The organism is Acidovorax sp. CCYZU-2555, assembly GCF_018413525.1.
Lineage (GTDB): Bacteria > Pseudomonadota > Gammaproteobacteria > Burkholderiales > Burkholderiaceae_C > Comamonas.
On sequence record NZ_JAHCDD010000014.1, the window covers coordinates 1 to 17,018 of the forward strand.

18 protein-coding genes are annotated in these 17,018 nt (G+C 62.8%); 6 read left to right on the forward strand and 12 right to left on the reverse strand.

Annotated features, from left to right (window positions below; translation table 11 throughout):
• The 8 genes from KHY18_RS06935 to grpE all read right to left on the reverse strand — a co-directional run.
• The coding region (locus KHY18_RS06935) for a hypothetical protein (protein ID WP_213296420.1) at positions 1-444 on the reverse strand (444 nt) is incomplete at its 3' end.
• A gap of 194 nt (positions 445-638) precedes the next feature.
• Positions 639-1,709 (reverse strand): 3-isopropylmalate dehydrogenase, encoded by a 1,071-nt coding sequence (gene leuB / locus KHY18_RS06940; protein ID WP_213296423.1) that lies wholly within the window; start codon positions 1,707-1,709, stop codon positions 639-641.
• Positions 1,710-1,786: 77 nt separating this feature from the next.
• A complete protein-coding gene (gene leuD / locus KHY18_RS06945; RefSeq protein WP_213296426.1) occupies positions 1,787-2,440 on the reverse strand; it encodes a 3-isopropylmalate dehydratase small subunit in 654 nt (217 codons plus the stop codon).
• A gap of 38 nt (positions 2,441-2,478) precedes the next feature.
• Positions 2,479-3,900 (reverse strand): 3-isopropylmalate dehydratase large subunit, encoded by a 1,422-nt coding sequence (gene leuC, locus KHY18_RS06950; protein ID WP_213296429.1) that lies wholly within the window; start codon positions 3,898-3,900, stop codon positions 2,479-2,481.
• 41 nt (positions 3,901-3,941) lie between these two features.
• The gene (locus tag KHY18_RS06955; protein WP_213296432.1) at positions 3,942-4,856 is read right to left on the reverse strand and encodes a LysR family transcriptional regulator; all 915 of its coding nucleotides are present in this window, start codon (positions 4,854-4,856) and stop codon (positions 3,942-3,944) included.
• Between the two features lie 166 nt (positions 4,857-5,022).
• Entirely contained in the window at positions 5,023-6,159 is a 1,137-nt protein-coding gene (gene dnaJ / locus KHY18_RS06960; RefSeq protein WP_213296435.1) for a molecular chaperone DnaJ, read from the reverse strand.
• Between the two features lie 91 nt (positions 6,160-6,250).
• A complete protein-coding gene (gene dnaK, locus KHY18_RS06965) occupies positions 6,251-8,203 on the reverse strand; it encodes a molecular chaperone DnaK (protein ID WP_213296438.1) in 1,953 nt (650 codons plus the stop codon).
• 87 nt (positions 8,204-8,290) lie between these two features.
• Positions 8,291-8,845 (reverse strand): nucleotide exchange factor GrpE, encoded by a 555-nt coding sequence (gene grpE, locus KHY18_RS06970; protein WP_213296441.1) that lies wholly within the window; start codon positions 8,843-8,845, stop codon positions 8,291-8,293.
• Positions 8,846-9,080: 235 nt separating this feature from the next.
• Between grpE and rpsF the strand changes: the two genes are divergently transcribed.
• The 5 genes from rpsF (at position 9,081) to dnaB (ending at position 12,116) form a co-directional block, all read left to right on the forward strand.
• Positions 9,081-9,443: a 30S ribosomal protein S6 gene (rpsF, locus tag KHY18_RS06975; protein WP_159914409.1), complete on the forward strand. Its 363-nt coding sequence runs from the start codon at positions 9,081-9,083 to the stop codon at positions 9,441-9,443.
• 26 nt (positions 9,444-9,469) lie between these two features.
• Positions 9,470-9,760 carry a primosomal replication protein N gene (priB, locus tag KHY18_RS06980; RefSeq protein WP_213296444.1) on the forward strand — a complete coding sequence of 97 codons (291 nt, stop codon included), beginning with the start codon at positions 9,470-9,472 and terminating at the stop codon, positions 9,758-9,760.
• An 18-nt stretch (positions 9,761-9,778) separates the two neighbouring features.
• Positions 9,779-10,060 (forward strand): 30S ribosomal protein S18, encoded by a 282-nt coding sequence (gene rpsR / locus KHY18_RS06985; RefSeq protein WP_012207026.1) that lies wholly within the window; start codon positions 9,779-9,781, stop codon positions 10,058-10,060.
• Positions 10,061-10,072: 12 nt separating this feature from the next.
• Positions 10,073-10,525, forward strand: a complete 453-nt coding sequence (gene rplI, locus KHY18_RS06990; RefSeq protein ID WP_213296447.1) for a 50S ribosomal protein L9 — start codon at positions 10,073-10,075, stop codon at positions 10,523-10,525.
• 175 nt (positions 10,526-10,700) lie between these two features.
• Positions 10,701-12,116: a replicative DNA helicase gene (gene dnaB, locus KHY18_RS06995; RefSeq protein WP_213296450.1), complete on the forward strand. Its 1,416-nt coding sequence runs from the start codon at positions 10,701-10,703 to the stop codon at positions 12,114-12,116.
• A gap of 81 nt (positions 12,117-12,197) precedes the next feature.
• Here the strand turns inward: dnaB and KHY18_RS07000 are convergent, their stop codons facing one another.
• The 4 genes from KHY18_RS07000 to KHY18_RS07015 all read right to left on the reverse strand — a co-directional run bounded on the left by KHY18_RS07000 (position 12,198) and on the right by KHY18_RS07015 (position 15,633).
• A complete protein-coding gene (locus KHY18_RS07000; protein WP_213296464.1) occupies positions 12,198-12,596 on the reverse strand; it encodes a hypothetical protein in 399 nt (132 codons plus the stop codon).
• Positions 12,597-12,599: 3 nt separating this feature from the next.
• On the reverse strand, positions 12,600-14,411 hold the full coding sequence (locus KHY18_RS07005) for a PhoH family protein (protein ID WP_213296467.1): 1,812 nt from the start codon (positions 14,409-14,411) through the stop codon (positions 12,600-12,602).
• 166 nt (positions 14,412-14,577) lie between these two features.
• A complete protein-coding gene (locus KHY18_RS07010; RefSeq protein WP_159914397.1) occupies positions 14,578-15,066 on the reverse strand; it encodes a peroxiredoxin in 489 nt (162 codons plus the stop codon).
• Positions 15,067-15,264: 198 nt separating this feature from the next.
• The gene (locus KHY18_RS07015) at positions 15,265-15,633 is read right to left on the reverse strand and encodes an Mth938-like domain-containing protein (RefSeq protein WP_213296470.1); all 369 of its coding nucleotides are present in this window, start codon (positions 15,631-15,633) and stop codon (positions 15,265-15,267) included.
• Between the two features lie 151 nt (positions 15,634-15,784).
• Here KHY18_RS07015 and KHY18_RS07020 point away from each other — a divergent pair, with 151 nt between their 5' ends.
• A complete protein-coding gene (locus KHY18_RS07020; RefSeq protein ID WP_213296473.1) occupies positions 15,785-17,014 on the forward strand; it encodes a pyridoxal phosphate-dependent aminotransferase in 1,230 nt (409 codons plus the stop codon).
• Positions 17,015-17,018: the final 4 nt, after the last annotated feature.

Sequence of the window (17,018 nt, forward strand, 5' to 3'; positions counted from 1 at the left end):
GCTCTTGAGCGCGCTGTGGCTCAAGTCCTGCAGCTTTTCGCCCGCCGCGCCCGGGAGCTCGGTGAGCTTTTCGCCCGCCGCACTTGCGAGATCGATGACCATGGTGGCACTGCTTTTTTGCGGGTTCTGCCCCGCGCTGCCGAATTGCCATGCATGCACGCTCGTGAGCGCGGCATGGCTGAGGTCCAGCATGGCCCGGCCTCCCGTAGCCAGCGCTTGAAAGGCCATGGGTGGAGCATTGCTCACGGCCAGCTTGGTGCCTTCGACCACGATGAAGCCGATGTCGTTGGCCACGTTGCCGATTGTGGTGCGGTTGATTTTGTGCTCTTCGCAATACTTCACTGCGGGTTGAAAGTAGGCGACGGTGCTGTTCCAGAGACTGTTGAAGATATACATGGAAATAGATGAAAGGTTGATACAGGGATGCCATATGGCATTGCCCAACGGCTTTCCTGCGTGTGCTGCCGCCCTGATAGCAGGAAAGTATTTAAATTCTCATGCAATAGAATTTTTATATCAATAGCTTTTATCTATTTCGAGTGATGCTCCTACAGTGCCTACGCATGGCACACGCGCGACAGCAACAGGCATAAAAAAGCAGCCATTGCTGGCTGCTTTGTCGCGCGGCAGGCTGCAGTTCAGCGCAGCGCGGCCACCACCGCGTCGCCCATCTCGGCGGTGCCGACGCGGGTCGTGCCTTCGCTCCAGATATCGGGCGTGCGCAAGCCCTGGGCCAGCACGGCTTGCACCGCATCTTCGATGCGCTGGGCAGCGGCTTCCTGGTTCAGGCTGAAGCGCAGCATCATCGCGGCCGACAGAATGGTCGCCAGCGGATTCGCGACGTTCTTGCCCGCGATGTCGGGCGCGCTGCCATGGCTGGGCTCGTACAGGCCCTGGCCCTTGGAGTTCAGGCTGGCCGAAGGCAGCATGCCGATGGAGCCGGTGAGCATGGAGGCTTCATCCGAGAGGATGTCGCCGAACATGTTGCCCGTGACCACCACGTCGAAGCGCTTGGGTTCCTTGACCAGCTGCATGGCGGCGTTGTCCACATACATATGGTCCAGCTGCACATCCGGGTATTCCTTGCCGACTTCGGTGACCACGTCCTTCCAGAACTGGAAAGTCTCGAGCACGTTGGCCTTGTCGACGCTGGTCACGCGCTTGCTGCGCTTTTGCGCGGCCTGGAAGGCCACATGCGCGATGCGCTCGATCTCGGGACGCGAATAGCGCATGGTGTCGAAGGCTTCCTCGGCACCAGGGAAGTGGCCGTCGGTGGCGATGCGGCGACCGCGCGGCTGGCCGAAGTAGATGTCGCCCGTGAGTTCACGGATGATCAGGATGTCGAGGCCGGCGACCAGCTCGGGCTTGAGGCTGGAAGCGTGCGTCAGTTCCTTGTAGCAGATGGCCGGACGGAAGTTGGCGAACAGGCCCATGTGCTTGCGCAGGCCCAAAATGGCTTGCTCGGGGCGCAGCGGGCGGTCCAGCGTGTCGTACTTCCAGTCGCCGACGGCGCCGAACAGCACGGCATCGGCTTCCATCGCCAGCTTGAGCGTGGCTTCGGGCAGCGGATGGCCGGTGAGCGCATAGGCCGCGCCGCCGACCGGGGCCGATTCCATTTCGAAGTCGAGGTCGAGGGCATTGAGCACCTTGACGGCTTCCGCGACGATTTCCGGGCCGATGCCGTCACCGGGCAAGACTGCAATTTTCATGGGAATTCTCTGTCGAAGTAAAAAATGGGGACTGCGGCCACCGGCGTTCGCCGGTGCGCGCGCAGCGGGTCAGGCGATCAGCCCTGGACCAGGGTATGGGCGAGCCAGGGCTTGGTCGCCAGGCGCTGGGCCTCGAAGGCCTTGATCTTGTCGGACTGGCGCAGGGTCAGGCCGATGTCGTCGAAGCCGTTGAGCAGACAGTACTTGCGAAACGCGTTCACGTCGAACGGAATTTCCTCGCCCTGGGGGCGCACGATGACCTGGCGCTCGAGGTCGATGGTCAACTCGTAGCCCGGGAAGGCCGCGACTTCATCGAACAGCGCGGCGACCGTGGCTTCGGGCAGCACGATGGGCAGCAGGCCGTTCTTGAAGCAGTTGTTGAAGAAGATGTCGGCGAAGCTGGGCGCGATCACGGCACGGAAGCCGAACTGGTCGAGCGCCCAGGGCGCATGCTCGCGGCTCGAGCCGCAGCCGAAGTTCTTGCGCGCGATCAGGATGGACGCACCCTGGTAGCGCGGCTGGTTCAGCACGAAGTCGGGGTTGGGCTTGCGGCTGGCCGGGTCCTGGCCGGGTTCGCCGTGGTCCAGATAGCGCCATTCGTCGAACAGGTTCACGCCGAAGCCGGTCTTCTTGATCGACTTGAGAAACTGCTTGGGAATGATGGCGTCGGTGTCGACGTTCTCGCGGTCCATCGGGGCCACGAGGCCTTTTTGTACGGTGAATTTTTGCATGGAAGGTATTCCTCGAAGGGGGAGCTCAGCGTTGCCGTTCAGACAAAGCGGCGCACGTCGACAAAATGGCCGTGCACGGCAGCTGCCGCGGCCATCGATGGGCTGACCAGATGGGTGCGTCCGCCCGCGCCCTGACGGCCTTCGAAGTTGCGGTTCGAGGTCGAAGCGCAGCGCTCGCCGGGCTCGAGCCGGTCGGCGTTCATGGCCAGGCACATGGAGCAGCCGGGTTCGCGCCATTCGAAGCCCGCGGCCTTGAAGATCAGGTCCAGGCCTTCGCGCTCGGCCTGTTCCTTGACCAGGCCCGAACCGGGAACGACCATCGCCAGCTTGACGTTCTTCGCGACCTTGCGGCCGAGCTTTTGCACCATGGCCGCGGCTTCGCGCATGTCTTCGATGCGGCTGTTGGTGCACGAACCGATGAACACCTTGTCGATGCTGATGTCGTCGATCGCCTTGCCCGGCTCGAGGTTCATGTAGACCAGCGCGCGCTCGATCGCGCCGCGCTTGTTGCTGTCCTTTTCCTTGTCGGGATCGGGCACGACGGCGTCAATGCCCAGCACCATTTCGGGCGAAGTGCCCCAGGTGACCTGCGGCACGATCTGCGTGGCGTCCAGCGTGACCACGAGGTCGAACTGCGCGTCGGCGTCCGACTGCAGCGTCTGCCAGTAGGCCACGGCCTGGTCCCATTCGACGCCCGTGGGCGCGAGCGGGCGGCCCTTGACGTAGCGTATGGTTTTCTCATCCACGGCCACCAGTCCGGCGCGCGCGCCGGCTTCGATCGCCATGTTGCAGACCGTCATGCGGCCTTCCATGGACAGGTCGCGGATCGCCTGGCCCGCGAACTCGATGGTGTAGCCCGTGCCGCCGGCCGTGCCGATCTTGCCGATGATGGCCAGCACCAGGTCCTTGGCGGTGACGCCGGGCGCGGCCTTGCCGTCCACGCGCACCAGCAGGTTCTTGGCTTTCTTGGCGAGCAGCGTCTGCGTGGCCATCACGTGCTCGACTTCCGAGGTGCCTATGCCGTGCGCGAGCGCACCGAATGCACCGTGCGTCGACGTGTGGCTGTCGCCGCAGACCACGGTCATGCCGGGCAGGGTCGCGCCCTGCTCGGGGCCCATCACGTGGACGATGCCCTGGCCCTTGTCCATGAACGGGAAGAACGCCGCCGAGCCGAACTCGCCGATGTTGTCGTTGAGCGTGGTGATCTGTTCCTTGCTGATCGGGTCGGCAATGCCGTCGTAGCCCAGTTCCCAGCCGGTGGTCGGCGTGTTGTGGTCGGCCGTGGCGACCACCGAGCTGATGCGCCAGAGCTTGCGGCCCGCGACGCGCAGGCCTTCGAACGCCTGGGGACTGGTCACTTCATGCACCAGATGGCGGTCGATGTAGAGGATGGACGTGCCATCTTCTTCGGTGTGGACGACGTGCTCGTCCCAGATCTTGTCGTACAGGGTGCGTCCCATGGCGTTCTCTCGGCTTTATGGTTTCAGGTGGGTGGGTGATTTTAGGCGGCGGCCAGGTGCTCTACCAGCAGCCGCGAAGTCATCGGCAGGGTCTCGAAATCGCGGGCCACGAGCAGTACTTCGCGCGCGGCCCAGTCGTCGGTCAGGACCACGGCGCGCAGGTGGCCTACGCCATGCATCAGCGCGAACGCGCGGTCGGGCAGCAGGCCCAGGCCCAGGCCGTTGTCGATCATGCGGCACATGGCGTCGAGGCTGGTGACCTGAATGCGCTGGCGCAGCGGCTTGCCTGCATGCGCGGCCGCGGCCTGCATCGCCAGGCCTATGCTGGAGTCGGCCTTGAGACCGACGATGTCCCAGTCGAGCACCTGGGCAAAAGCCACGCTGGGCGTGGTTGCCAGCGGATGGGCTTCGGGCACGACGACGACCAGGCGGTCGCTGCGGTAGGGTCGGGTCTGCAGGTCGCCCGCGCCGCCCGTGCCCAGCGTGCAGATGCCGATGTCGGCCGTGCCTTCCTGCACCGCGTGCAGCACTTCGGCGCTCAGGCGCTCTTGCAGGTCGATCTTGATCTGGCTGTGGGTGCGCGCGAACCGGCCCAGGTCTTCTGGCAGGAACTGCAGGATGGCCGACATGTTGGCGTGCATGCGCACATGGCCGCGCACGCCTTCGGCGTATTCGCTGAGTTCGCCCTGCATGCGCTCGAGCCCGAACAGCACGGTGCGCGCATGGTGCAGCAGGCTTTCGCCGGCCGGCGTCAGCGTGACGCCGCGGCTGTGGCGGTACAGCAGGGCGGTATCGACCGCGGCTTCGAGGTCGGACAGGCGCTTGCTGACGGCCGAAGCAGCGATGAACTCGCGCTCGGCCGCGCGCCCTATGCTGCCCAGCTCGCAGACGGCGACGAACAGCTGCAGGGAAGTGAGGTCGATGCGGCGCGCAAAACTGCGCTCGGAATTCTTCATGGGTTTTATATGCTTCTCGAAAAGAGAAGTTGGGCGTATTTTCCCTCAATATTAACGCCTTGCCATCGTAAACGGCGATGGCGTGAATGTCTTTCAGCGAACATGGCGCGTGGCGCAGGCAAAAAAATCCCCGCACGCGGCGGGGATGGGGAGATGGCTGGGTTGATCAGCTGAAGAACTTCTTCAGCTTGTCGGTCCAGCTTTCGCCGCTGGGCGAGTGGCGGCCGCCACCCTTTTGCAGCGATTCCTCGAGCTCGCGCAGCAGCTTGCGCTGGTACTCGGTCAGCTTGACGGGCGTCTCGACCACGATGTGGCAGTAGAGGTCGCCAGGGTAGCTCGCGCGGATTCCCTTGATGCCCTTGCCGCGCAGACGGAACTGCTTGCCGGCCTGCGTGCCTTCGGGAATGTCGATCGCGGCCTTGCCGGCCAGCGTGGGCACTTCGATCTCGCCGCCCAGGGCCGCGGTGATGAAGCTCACGGGCACCTGGCAATGCAGGTCGTCACCTTCGCGCTCGAAGATGTCGTGCTTGCGGATGCGGATCTCGATGTACAGATCGCCCGCAGGGCCGCCGTTGGTGCCTGGCTCGCCGTTGCCGGTGGAGCGGATGCGCATGCCATCGTCGATGCCTGCGGGAATCTTGACTTCGAGCGTCTTCTGGTGCTTGACCTTGCCCTGGCCCTGGCAGCTGGTGCAGGGTTCGGGAATGATCTTGCCCGTGCCGCGGCAATGCGGGCAGGTCTGCTGCACGCTGAAGAAGCCCTGGCGCATCTGCACCGAGCCCTGGCCCGCACAGGTGGTGCAGGTCTTGGCGCTGGTGCCGGGCTTGGCGCCCGAGCCGTGGCAGGTGTCGCAGCTGTCCCAGGACGGGATGCGGATCTGCGCGTCCTTGCCCTTGGCGGCTTCCTCGAGCGTGATTTCCATCGCATAGCTGAGGTCGTTGCCACGGTACACCTGGCGACCGGCGCCGCGTCCGCCGCGTCCCTGGCCCTGGCTGAACATGTCGCCAAAGATGTCGCCGAAGGCTTCGGCGAAACCGCCGTAGCCTTCGCCGCCGCCCATGCCGCGGTTCGGGTCCACGCCTGCATGGCCGTACTGGTCATAGGCCGCGCGCTTCTGGGCGTCGGAGAGCATTTCGTAGGCCTCCTTGGCCTCCTTGAAATTCTCTTCGGCCTTGACGGCGGTATCGCCCTGGTTGCGGTCAGGGTGGTGCTTCATCGCGAGCTTGCGATAAGCCTTCTTGATTTCTTCGTCCGAAGCGTTCTTGGCAACGCCTAGGACTTCGTAATAGTCGCGTTTGGACATGTTGATTTTTGGGGCCGGTTGGAACAGGAACGCCGCGTCACCCCGAAAACGGGACGACGCGGCGGCGGTCAGTCACTGAGGACCTGACGCATCAGTCCTTCTTGACTTCCTTGACTTCGGCGTCGACCACATTGTCGTCATGGGGTGCCGAGGCACCCTGGGCCGCGCCTGCTGCGCCTGCCGCACCGGCGGCAGCCGCCGCTTCAGCACCGCCTGCAGCCTGCGCGTCGGCGTACATCTTCTCGCCGAGCTTCTGGCTCACGGTCATCAGCGCCGTGGTCTTGGCGTCGATGGCGTCCTTGTCGTCGGCCTTGAGGGCTTCTTCGACTTCCTTGACGGCAGCTTCGATCGAGGCCTTCTCGGCGGCGTCGAGCTTGTCGCCGTGTTCGGCCAGGCTCTTGGTCACGCTGTGCACCGCGGCTTCGCCCTGGTTCTTGGACTGCACGAGTTCCAGCTTCTTCTTGTCATCGGCCGCGTTGAGTTCCGCGTCCTTGACCATTTGCTGGATCTCTTCTTCCGACAGACCCGAGTTCGCCTTGATGGTGATCTTGTTTTCCTTGCCCGACGCCTTGTCCTTGGCGGACACGTTCAGGATACCGTTGGCGTCGATGTCGAAGGTCACTTCGATCTGCGGCACGCCGCGGCCTGCTGGTGGAATGCCTTCGAGGTTGAACTCGCCCAGCGCCTTGTTGCCGGCAGCGATTTCGCGCTCGCCCTGGAACACCTTGATGGTCACGGCCGGCTGATTGTCGTCAGCCGTCGAGAACGTCTGTGCGAACTTGGTCGGGATGGTCGTGTTCTTGGTGATCATCTTGGTCATCACGCCACCCAGCGTTTCGATGCCCAGCGACAGCGGCGTCACGTCCAGCAGCAGCACGTCCTTGCGGTCGCCCGACAGCACCTGGCCTTGCACGGCGGCGCCGACAGCCACGGCTTCATCGGGGTTCACGTCCTTGCGGGGTTCCTTGCCGAAGAATTCCTTGACCTTTTCCTGTACCTTGGGCATGCGGGTCATGCCGCCGACCAGGATCACGTCATGGATGTCGGACACGGAGATGCCGGCGTCCTTGATGGCCATGCGGCAGGGAGCGATGGTGCGCTCGATCAGTTCGTCGACCAGGCTTTCGAGCTTGGCGCGCGTCAGCTTGATGTTCAGGTGCTTGGGTCCCGAAGCGTCGGCGGTGACGTAAGGCAGGTTGATGTCGGTCTGGGCCGAGTTCGACAGTTCAATCTTGGCCTTTTCGGCGGCTTCCTTCAGGCGTTGCAGCGCGAGCACGTCCTTGGACAGATCAACGCCTTGTTCCTTCTTGAACTCGCTGATGATGTAGTCGATGATGCGCTGGTCGAAATCTTCGCCGCCCAGGAAGGTGTCGCCATTGGTCGACAGCACTTCGAACTGCTTTTCGCCGTCCACGTCGGCGATTTCGATGATCGAGACGTCGAACGTGCCGCCACCCAGGTCATACACGGCGATCTTGCGATCGGCCTTGTCGGTCTTGTCCAGGCCGAAGGCCAGGGCTGCAGCGGTAGGCTCGTTGATGATGCGCTTGACATCCAGACCGGCGATGCGGCCTGCATCCTTGGTGGCCTGGCGCTGGGCGTCGTTGAAGTAGGCCGGCACCGTGATCACGGCCTCGGTCACGGGCTCGCCCAGGAAGTCCTCGGCGGTCTTCTTCATCTTGCGCAGCACTTCGGCGCTGATTTGTGGCGGTGCCATCTTCTGGCCGCGCACTTCGATCCAGGCGTCGCCGTTGTCAGCCTTGGTGATCGTGTAGGGCATCAGGTCGATGTCCTTCTGCACTTCCTTCTCGGCGAACTTGCGGCCGATCAGGCGCTTGGAAGCGTAAATCGTGTTGCGTGGGTTGGTCACAGCCTGGCGCTTGGCCGAGGCGCCGACGAGGATCTCGCCGTCTTCCTGGTAGGCAATGATCGACGGCGTGGTGCGCGCACCTTCGCTGTTCTCGATCACGCGGATGGTGTTGCCTTCCATCACAGCCACGCAGCTGTTGGTGGTGCCCAGATCGATACCGATGATTTTTCCCATGTTCTTCTCCGAAATATTAAATATATGAATGGCTGATAACTTGTGGCGTGCGGTCTTGCTTCAAGCCGTCACGCCGAAATTTTTCAGCTAGTTAGGGGCCGTGACGGTCACGAGCGCCGGACGCAGGATGCGGTCGGAGATCAGATAACCCTTTTGCAGCACGGCAACCACGGTATTGGGCGCCTGCTCGGCGGGCACCACGCTGATAGCCTGGTGCAGATGGGGGTCGAATTTTTCGCCGGCGGCGGGGTCTATGGGCTGGACCTTGTTGCGTTCCAGCGCCGAAACCAGTTGGCGGCGCGTGGCGTCGGCGCCTTCGCGCAGCTGCTCGGTCGTGGCCGACTGGATGGCCAGCGCGGCGTCGAGGCTGTCGCAGATAGGCAACAGGCTCTCGGCGAAGCTTTCAATGCTGAACTTGCGGGCCTTGGACACTTCGTCCTCGGCGCGGCGACGCGCATTTTCCGCTTCGGCCTTGGCGCGCAGGAACTGGTCTGCCAGTTCGGCGCTCTTGGTCTTGATCTCCGCGAGCTCGGCCTGCAGGCGGGCGATTTCGTCCGCGCTGTGGGCGGCCATTGCGGCTTCCACTTCTTCAGGCGAGGCATCTGCCGGGGCAGGGTGGGCTGTAGGATTCTGTTCAGACATGGGTTAAGGCTTAAAGAATAAGAGGAAATAAACAACTGCTGCGCAGATGGGGCACCTGCCGGAAGATTTCAAGACCGGCCGGCGCGGCGCGTCATTGGGCTGGTAAACCGCCACCTGGCAAGGGCATCTCAGGCATGGAGTGTACAAGCCTGAAGAAGCGACGCTATAATTGCCTGCTTTGCCTTGCCACACCGCTACAGACGCAGCGGGGGGCCCAACCCAAAAGGGAGTTTACATGCGTCATTACGAAATCATTTTGTTGATCCACCCGGATCAAAGCGAACAAGTTCCAGCCATGCTGGAGCGCTACAAGGGCATGATTACCGCCGGCGGCGGTAAGGTGCACCGTGAAGAAGACTGGGGCCGTCGTCAACTGGCCTACATGATCAACAAGCTTGCCAAGGCCCACTACCTGTGCCTGAACATCGAAGCTGATCAAGCCGTGATGGCTGAACTGGAACACGCGTTCAAGTTCAACGACGCCGTGCTGCGTCACCTGACCGTGCAAAAGAAGAAGGCTGATACTGCACCTTCTTCGATGATGAAGACTGTCGAGCGCGAAGAAGCCCGCAAGGCTAACCAAGCCGAACAGGCCTGAACTCAGCGTCACATCACGCCCACGGAGTGGAAAACCACGTTGTCCTGACTGCCTGTATCGCCGAGGTTGAACCCTTGCGCTACACGCCCGCCGGACTGCCAGCGCTGGATCTGCGAATCGAACACGAATCGCAGCAGCAAGAGGCAGGTACCCAGCGGAATGTCAAGGCAGCTGTCAAAGCGGTGGCCTTTGGGGCACTGGCAGAGCGTCTGGCTCGCCAGGCCCCCGGCAGCAGCTGGAAGTTTCAAGGCTTCCTCGCTACCCCGCGCAACAGCAAGACAGTGGTGATGCACATCCAGGATATTCAACAAAATTAATTTTCAAGAGGTCCAGCAATGGCCACGTTCAAGAAATTCAACAAAGACAAGCGCCCCAAGCGCAACACCCAGTCGCTGCTGTTCAAGCGCAAGCGCTTCTGCCGCTTCACCGTGGCTGGCGTTGAAGAAATCGACTACAAAGACGTCGACACGCTGCGCGATTTCATCGGCGAAAACGGCAAGATCGTGCCCGCACGTCTGACCGGCACCCGCGCCATCTATCAGCGTCAGCTGAACACCGCCATCAAGCGCGCGCGCTTCCTGGCCCTGGTGCCTTACAGCGACCAGCACAAGATCTAAGGAGCACGAACCATGCAAATCATTCTGCTCGAAAAGGTTGTAAACCTGGGTAACCTGGGCGATATCGTCAAGGTCAAAGACGGCTACGCCCGTAACTTCCTGATCCCTACCGGCTCCGCACGCCGCGCGACTGAAGCCAACAAGGCCCAGTTCGAAGCCAAGCGCGTTGAACTGGAAAAGGCTGCTGCTGAAAAGCTGGCTGCTGCACAAGCTGAAGGCGAAAAGCTCGCCGGCAGCAATGTCAAGCTGTCGCAAAAGGCTGGCGTTGACGGCCGTCTGTTCGGCTCGGTGACCAACCACGACATCTCGGCTGAGCTGAACAAGCAAGGCTACAAGGTTGTGAAGTCGCAAGTGCGCCTGCCCAACGGTCCTATCAAGACCATTGGCGATACCACCGTCAGCGTGTCCCTGCACACCGACGTGGTTGTCGACGTGACCGTTTCGGTCTACGGCGAAACTGCCTAATTCAGCGCCTCGGCTCTGAAACAAAGCCGCCTTCGGGCGGCTTTTGTGTTTTTTGCTTTCTCTTTGGCCCCCTCTTTGCAAGCCATAGCCGCATCTGCCGTGCGTACAACGCGCATCGCGGATGACGCCGGCGCCGGCTGCGGCTAGGATGGAGGGCTTGCCCCCAAGGAAATTCATGTCCTCTGTTATGCCCCCGCTCGAGCTCGATGATGCTTTTTCTCCCCCGGATCGCCAGGTCGCGCAGCTGCGCGTGCCGCCGCATTCGATGGAGTCCGAATCGAGCGTGCTGGGGGGCCTGCTGCTGGACAACAACGCCTGGGACCGCGTGGGCGACCTGCTGTCGCACAGCGACTTCTACCGCCACGAGCACCAGCTGATCTACGAAGCGATAGGCAAGCTGATCAACGGCAGCAAGCCCGCCGACGTGATCACGGTCTACGAGCACCTGCAGACCATGGGCAAGGCCGAGGAAATCGGCGGCCTGATGTATCTGAACCAGCTGGCCCAGTACGTGCCCAGCGCGACCAATATCCGCCGCTATGCGGAAATCGTGCGCGACCGCTCCATCCTGCGCAAGCTGATCACGGCCAGCGACGACATCGCCACCAACGCGTTCAACCCCCAGGGCAAGACCGTGGAGCGCGTGCTCGACGAGGCCGAGCAGAAGATCTTCGCGATCGGCGAAGAGGGCGCGCGCAACAAGCAGGGCTTCCAGTCGCTGGACACGCTGGTCGTCGACCTGCTGGACCGCGTCCAGGAAATGGCCGACAACCCGATGGATGTGACCGGCGTGCCCACGGGCTTTGCCGACCTGGACCGCATGACTTCGGGCATGCAGGCCGGCGACCTGGTGGTGCTGGCCGCGCGTCCTTCGATGGGCAAGACCGCGCTGGCGGTGAACATCGCCGAGCATGTGGCGCTCAACGAAGGCCTGCCGGTCGCGATCTTCTCGATGGAAATGGGCGCCGCTCAACTCGCCGTGCGTATCGTGGGCTCGATCGGCCGCGTGAACCAGGGCAATCTGCGCACCGGCAAGCTCAACGACGACGAATGGCCGCGGCTCACCGAAGCCATCGAGCGCCTGCGCACGGTGTCGCTGCACATCGACGAAAGCCCGGGCCTGACGCCTGGCGAGCTGCGCGCCAACTCGCGCCGCCTGGCACGCCAATGCGGCAAGCTCGGCCTGATCGTGGTCGATTACCTGCAGCTGATGAGCGGCTCGGGTTCGGCGGCAAGCTCCGACAACCGCGCGACCGAACTCGGCGAAATTTCGCGGGGCTTGAAGATGCTGGCCAAGGAACTGCAATGCCCGGTGATCGCGCTGTCGCAGCTCAACCGCTCGGTCGAGCAGCGCACCGACAAGCGCCCGATGATGTCCGATCTGCGTGAATCGGGCGCCATCGAGCAGGATGCCGACATCATCATGTTCATCTACCGCGACGATTACTACAACAAGGACTCCAAGGAGCCCAACATCGCCGAAGTCATCATCGGCAAGCAGCGTAACGGCCCTACGGGCACGGTCAAGCTGTTCTTCCAGAAGAACCAGACGCGCTTCGAAAATCTTGCAATGGGCGCGGACGATTTCTGACGTAGCCGCTGAGCTGGGGCGCGCGGCGCAATAAAAAAACGGCCCTGAGGCCGTTTTCTGTTTTTGGGGAGGGCGTGCCGCTCAACCCATGCGCCACACCGCAATCACCAGTCCGACCACGGTCAACCCCAGCGCCACGCAGGCCCAGGCCAGGCGCTGGGCGCCGGTGCGCAGCAGGTCGACGGTGCGAATCACCTGCGCGTTCTGCTCGGCCAGTTGCTGGATCAGCTCGGCTGATTGCTGCTGGCCTTGCTCCAGCTGGCGTATGCGGCCTTCGAGCGACTGGATCAGCTGCAGTGCCTGCTCGCCCGAGGAGTGGGGCGTCGACAGCCTGCTCGACGCCGATGGCGTGGCGGCCTCTTCAGCCGCGGCGTCCTTCTTGCGCAGCAGACCCTTGGCGGCCTTGACCACCTGGGGCGTGGCTTCGATGACATCGCCCCAGGGCACGAGCTTCAGTGCAGTGATCCAGCTGATCGGCATGGCTTAGAGCACCTCGCTCGCAAAGTCGGCCAGGCGCGAGCGTTCGCCGCGCGCCAGCGTGATGTGGCCGCTGTGTGGCCAGCCCTTGAAGCGGTCGACCGAATAGGTCAGGCCCGACGAGCCTTCGGTGAGGTAAGGCGTATCGATCTGTGCCAGGTTGCCCATGCAGACGATCTTCGTGCCCGGGCCGGCGCGCGTGATCAGCGTCTTCATCTGCTTGGGCGTGAGGTTTTGTGCCTCGTCCAGGATCAGGTACTTGTTGAGGAAGGTGCGACCGCGCATGAAGTTCATGCTCTTGATCTTGATGCGGCTGCGGATCAGCTCGTTGGTCGCGGCACGGCCCCATTCGCCGGCATTGCCGCCGTCGCCCTTGGCGAGGAATTCGAGGTTGTCGTCGAGCGCGCCCATCCACGGGCCCATCTTTTCCTCTTCCGTGCCCGGCAGGAAGCCGATGTCTTCGCCCACGCTCACCGTGGCGCGCGTCATGATGATCTCGGTGTAGCGGCGCTCGTCGAGCACCTGGGTCAGGCCCGCGGCCAGCGCCATCAGCGTCTTGCCGGTGCCGGCCGTGCCGGTCAGCGTCACGAGGTCGATTTCGGGGTCCATCAGCAGATTCATCGCGAAGTTCTGCTCGCGGTTGCGCGTGGTCACGCCCCAGACCGCGTTCTTGGCATGGCCATAGTCACGCAAGGTCTTGAGCACGGCCGTGCGGTCGCGGATTTCGGCCACGCGCAGGAAAAGGCTCGGCTCGCCCGGTGCTTCGTAGTAGACGAACTGGTTGATCATGAACTGACCGACGATCGCGCCCGTGACCCGGTAGCAGGTGTAGGGGCCTTCGTTCCAGCTTTCCATGCCCTTGCCGGCCTTGGTCCAGAAATCCTGGGGCAGCGGCATCAGGCCCGAATACAGCAGGTCGCCGTCTTCCAGCACCTTGTCGTTCTGGTAGTCCTCGGCGGCCAGGCCCAGCGCGCGCGCCTTGACGCGCATGTTGATGTCCTTGGACACCAGCACCACGTCGCGGCCGTTGCGCTGCAGGCGCAGGGCTTCGACCACGCCCAGGATCTGGTTGTCGGCCTTGCCCTGGGGGAGGCTCGAGGGCAGCGTGCATTCCAGCGCTTCGGTCTGGAAGAACAGCTGGCCGGTCGCGCTGCGGTGGCCCGAGGCGCTCAGGCGCAAGCCCTTGTCGAGGCTGGTTTCGCCCTGGGCGGCGACCAGCGCGTCGAGGCTGCGGCTGACCTGGCGGCCGTTGCGCGCGACTTCGGTCATGCCCTTCTTGTGCGCATCGAGCTCTTCCAGCACCACCATCGGCAGGAAGATGTCGTGCTCTTCGAAGCGGAACAGGCTGGTGGGATCGTGCAGCAGCACATTGGTGTCGAGCACGAACAGCGTGGTGTTGTCCGAGCGCGATTTGCGCTTGCTGACCTTGGCTGCGGCCACGGGAGCTGGGGCGGGCGCTGTCGGCGCTGCGGTCGCCGGTGTCTTGGCCTTGGCCTCGACGACTGGGGCGGGCGCGCTGTCGCGCTTGGCACGGCGGGCGCGCGGCGCGGCGGCCGTGACCGGGGCGGGCGCAGCAGCGACCACAGGGGCGGAGGGCGCGGGCGTGCGCGCCGTGGTTTCAACCTGGATCAGCGGGGCTGCGGCTTCCACGCCGGCGCTGCGCCGGCGTGCCGGGGCGGCAACGGCGACCGCCACGGGCGCGTCGTCGAGGTCGTCGTCAGCAATGTTCGGGCGCGTGTCCTTGCGTTGTGCGACTACGCTGAAAGCTTCGGCAGGGAGAGTGGCCGCGCGGCGGCTGGGTGCAGGAGGCAGTGGCATATTCGGCAGGCCCAATCAAAAAACAGCGGAACAAAAAGCACAAAGCCGCCACGGAGACCGGGGCGGCTTGGGATTGGAAACACAGGATGAAACGAAGCTCAGGAGCATCGTTCCATTATGCATACCTCTGTGACAGACAAAGGCATTCAAGGGCAGGGGCTGAAAATCAGGCCGCTTCCTTCTTCAGTGTCTTCAAGGACTTGACGGCCTTGAGCACTTCCTCGACGTGGCCTGGCACCTTGAGGCCGCGCCATTCCTGGTGCAGCAGGCCGTCGGCATCGATCAGGAACGTGCTGCGCTCGATGCCCTTGACCTTCTTGCCGTACATGATCTTGTTCTTGACCACGCCGAACATGTGGCACATCTTCTCTTCGGTGTCGGCGATGAGTTCGAAGGGCAGCTCGAGCTTTTCCTTGAAGTCATCATGGGATTTCATGTTGTCGCGCGACACACCGAAGACAGCGGCACCGGCTTTGACAAAATCCTTGTATTTATCCCGAAACTGCATCGCTTCGGTGGTACAACCGGGCGTATTGTCTTTAGGATAGAAGTAGAGAATCACAATTTGGCCGTTGTGGGAGGTGTTGGACACCTTGAGCCCGCCGGTTGCATTGGCTTCGAATTCAGGGAGTGGTTTGTTGACAACGATCGCCATGCGCTTCTATCTCTCGGGTGTAGTCGTTGAATAGTTGAGGGCAAAGGTCTGTTATTGCTTTGGTGCAACCCCCAACCGCAGCCGCGTATTTTACCCTGAATTGATTTACAGTGCCTAAACACAACCCTTGAGGCGTCGTTGCGCGGTCTTGACCGCCGCCGGGTTGTGTCGGCACATTTCTTTTTGCGCAAGCTGGGCTTACTCCAGCAGCAGCGCTGCGACCACGTTTCTTCCCTCGCCCGCGAGGATGTTGTAGGTGCGGCAGGCGGCCTGGGTGTCCATGGTCTCCATGCCTATGCCCTTGGCGATCAGCGGCTGCAGCCAGGCGGGCGACACGAAGCGGTTGCGTGCGCCGCTGCCAAACAGCACCAGCTCCGCGGGAATTTCCGCCAGTTCGGCGAAATGCGCGGGCGTGAGGTCTTCGAAACGCTTGCAGTTCCAGTCCTGGCGCAGTCCTTGCGCGCTGATGATCAGGCTGTGGCTGAATTTTTCCTGTTCGATGGCGATCCATCCGGGGCCGTAGCCGCGGATGGTCTGTGCGTCGGAGCGGTCGGGTTGGAATTTCATGCTGCGCTCGGTTGTGGCTGCGCGGGCAGCCGGCGTGAAAAGTGGATGCCCATGGGCGCGATGGTGCAGTGCGGAACTGTGGTCAAATTATAGGTTTCACCAGGGGGTCTTTGCCCTTTGGCGTGTTCTGCAGTAACTACTCCCTACCAGCATGAAGACCGTCCTCAAATCCGCCAAACTTGCCAACGTCTGTTATGACATCCGCGGGCCCATCATGGACGCGGCCAAGCAGATGGAGGAAGACGGGCACAAGATCATCAAGCTCAACATCGGCAATCTGGCGGTGTTCGGTTTCGATGCGCCCGAGGAAATCCAGCAGGACATGATCCGTAATCTGCCCAATTCCGCGGGCTATTCGGACAGCAAGGGCATTTTCGCGGCGCGCAAGGCGGTGATGCACGAGACCCAGCACCAGGGCATCAAGGGCGTGACGCTCGATGACATCTACCTGGGCAATGGCGCATCCGAGCTGATCGTGATGGCCACCAATGCGCTGCTGGACAACGGCGACGAACTGCTGCTGCCCGCGCCCGACTATCCGCTGTGGACGGCAGCGGCCAGCCTGTCGGGCGGCACGCCCGTGCATTACACCTGCGACGAAGCCAACGGCTGGATGCCCGACCTCGACGACATCCGCTCCAAGGTCACGCCGCGCACCAAGGGCATCGTGGTCATCAACCCGAACAACCCCACGGGCGCGCTCTATTCGACCGACCTGCTCAAGGGCATCGTCGAGATCGCGCGCGAGCATGGCCTGGTGATCTTCGCCGACGAAGTCTATGACAAGGTGCTCTACGACGATGCGGTGCACGTGCCCATGGCCAGCCTGTCGACCGATGTGCTGACGCTGACGTTCAACTCGCTGTCCAAGGCCTATCGTTCGTGCGGCTACCGCGCGGGCTGGCTGGTGGTGTCGGGCGACAAGAAGCCCGCACGCGACTACATCGAAGGCCTGAACATGCTGTCGAACATGCGGCTGTGCGCCAACGTGCCCGGCCAGTGGGCGGTGCAGACGGCACTGGGCGGCCATCAGAGCATCGACGACCTGGTGCGCGCGGGCGGCCGGCTGCGCGTGCAGCGCGATCTGGCGCACGAGCTGATCACCGCGATTCCGGGCGTGAGCTGCGTCAAGCCGCAGGCCGCCTTGTACATGTTCCCCAAGCTCGATCCCGCGATCTATCCGATCCGGGACGACCAGCAGTTCTTCCTCGAGATGCTGCAGGAAACCAAGGTCATGCTGGTCCAGGGAACGGGCTTCAATTGGCCCGATCCCGACCATTTCCGCATCGTGTTCCTGCCGCACGAGGCCGACCTGCGCGAAGCGATTCGCCGTGTCGCCGTGTTCCTCGAAAAAGCGCGTCTGCGCTTCGGCACGAACTGATTCA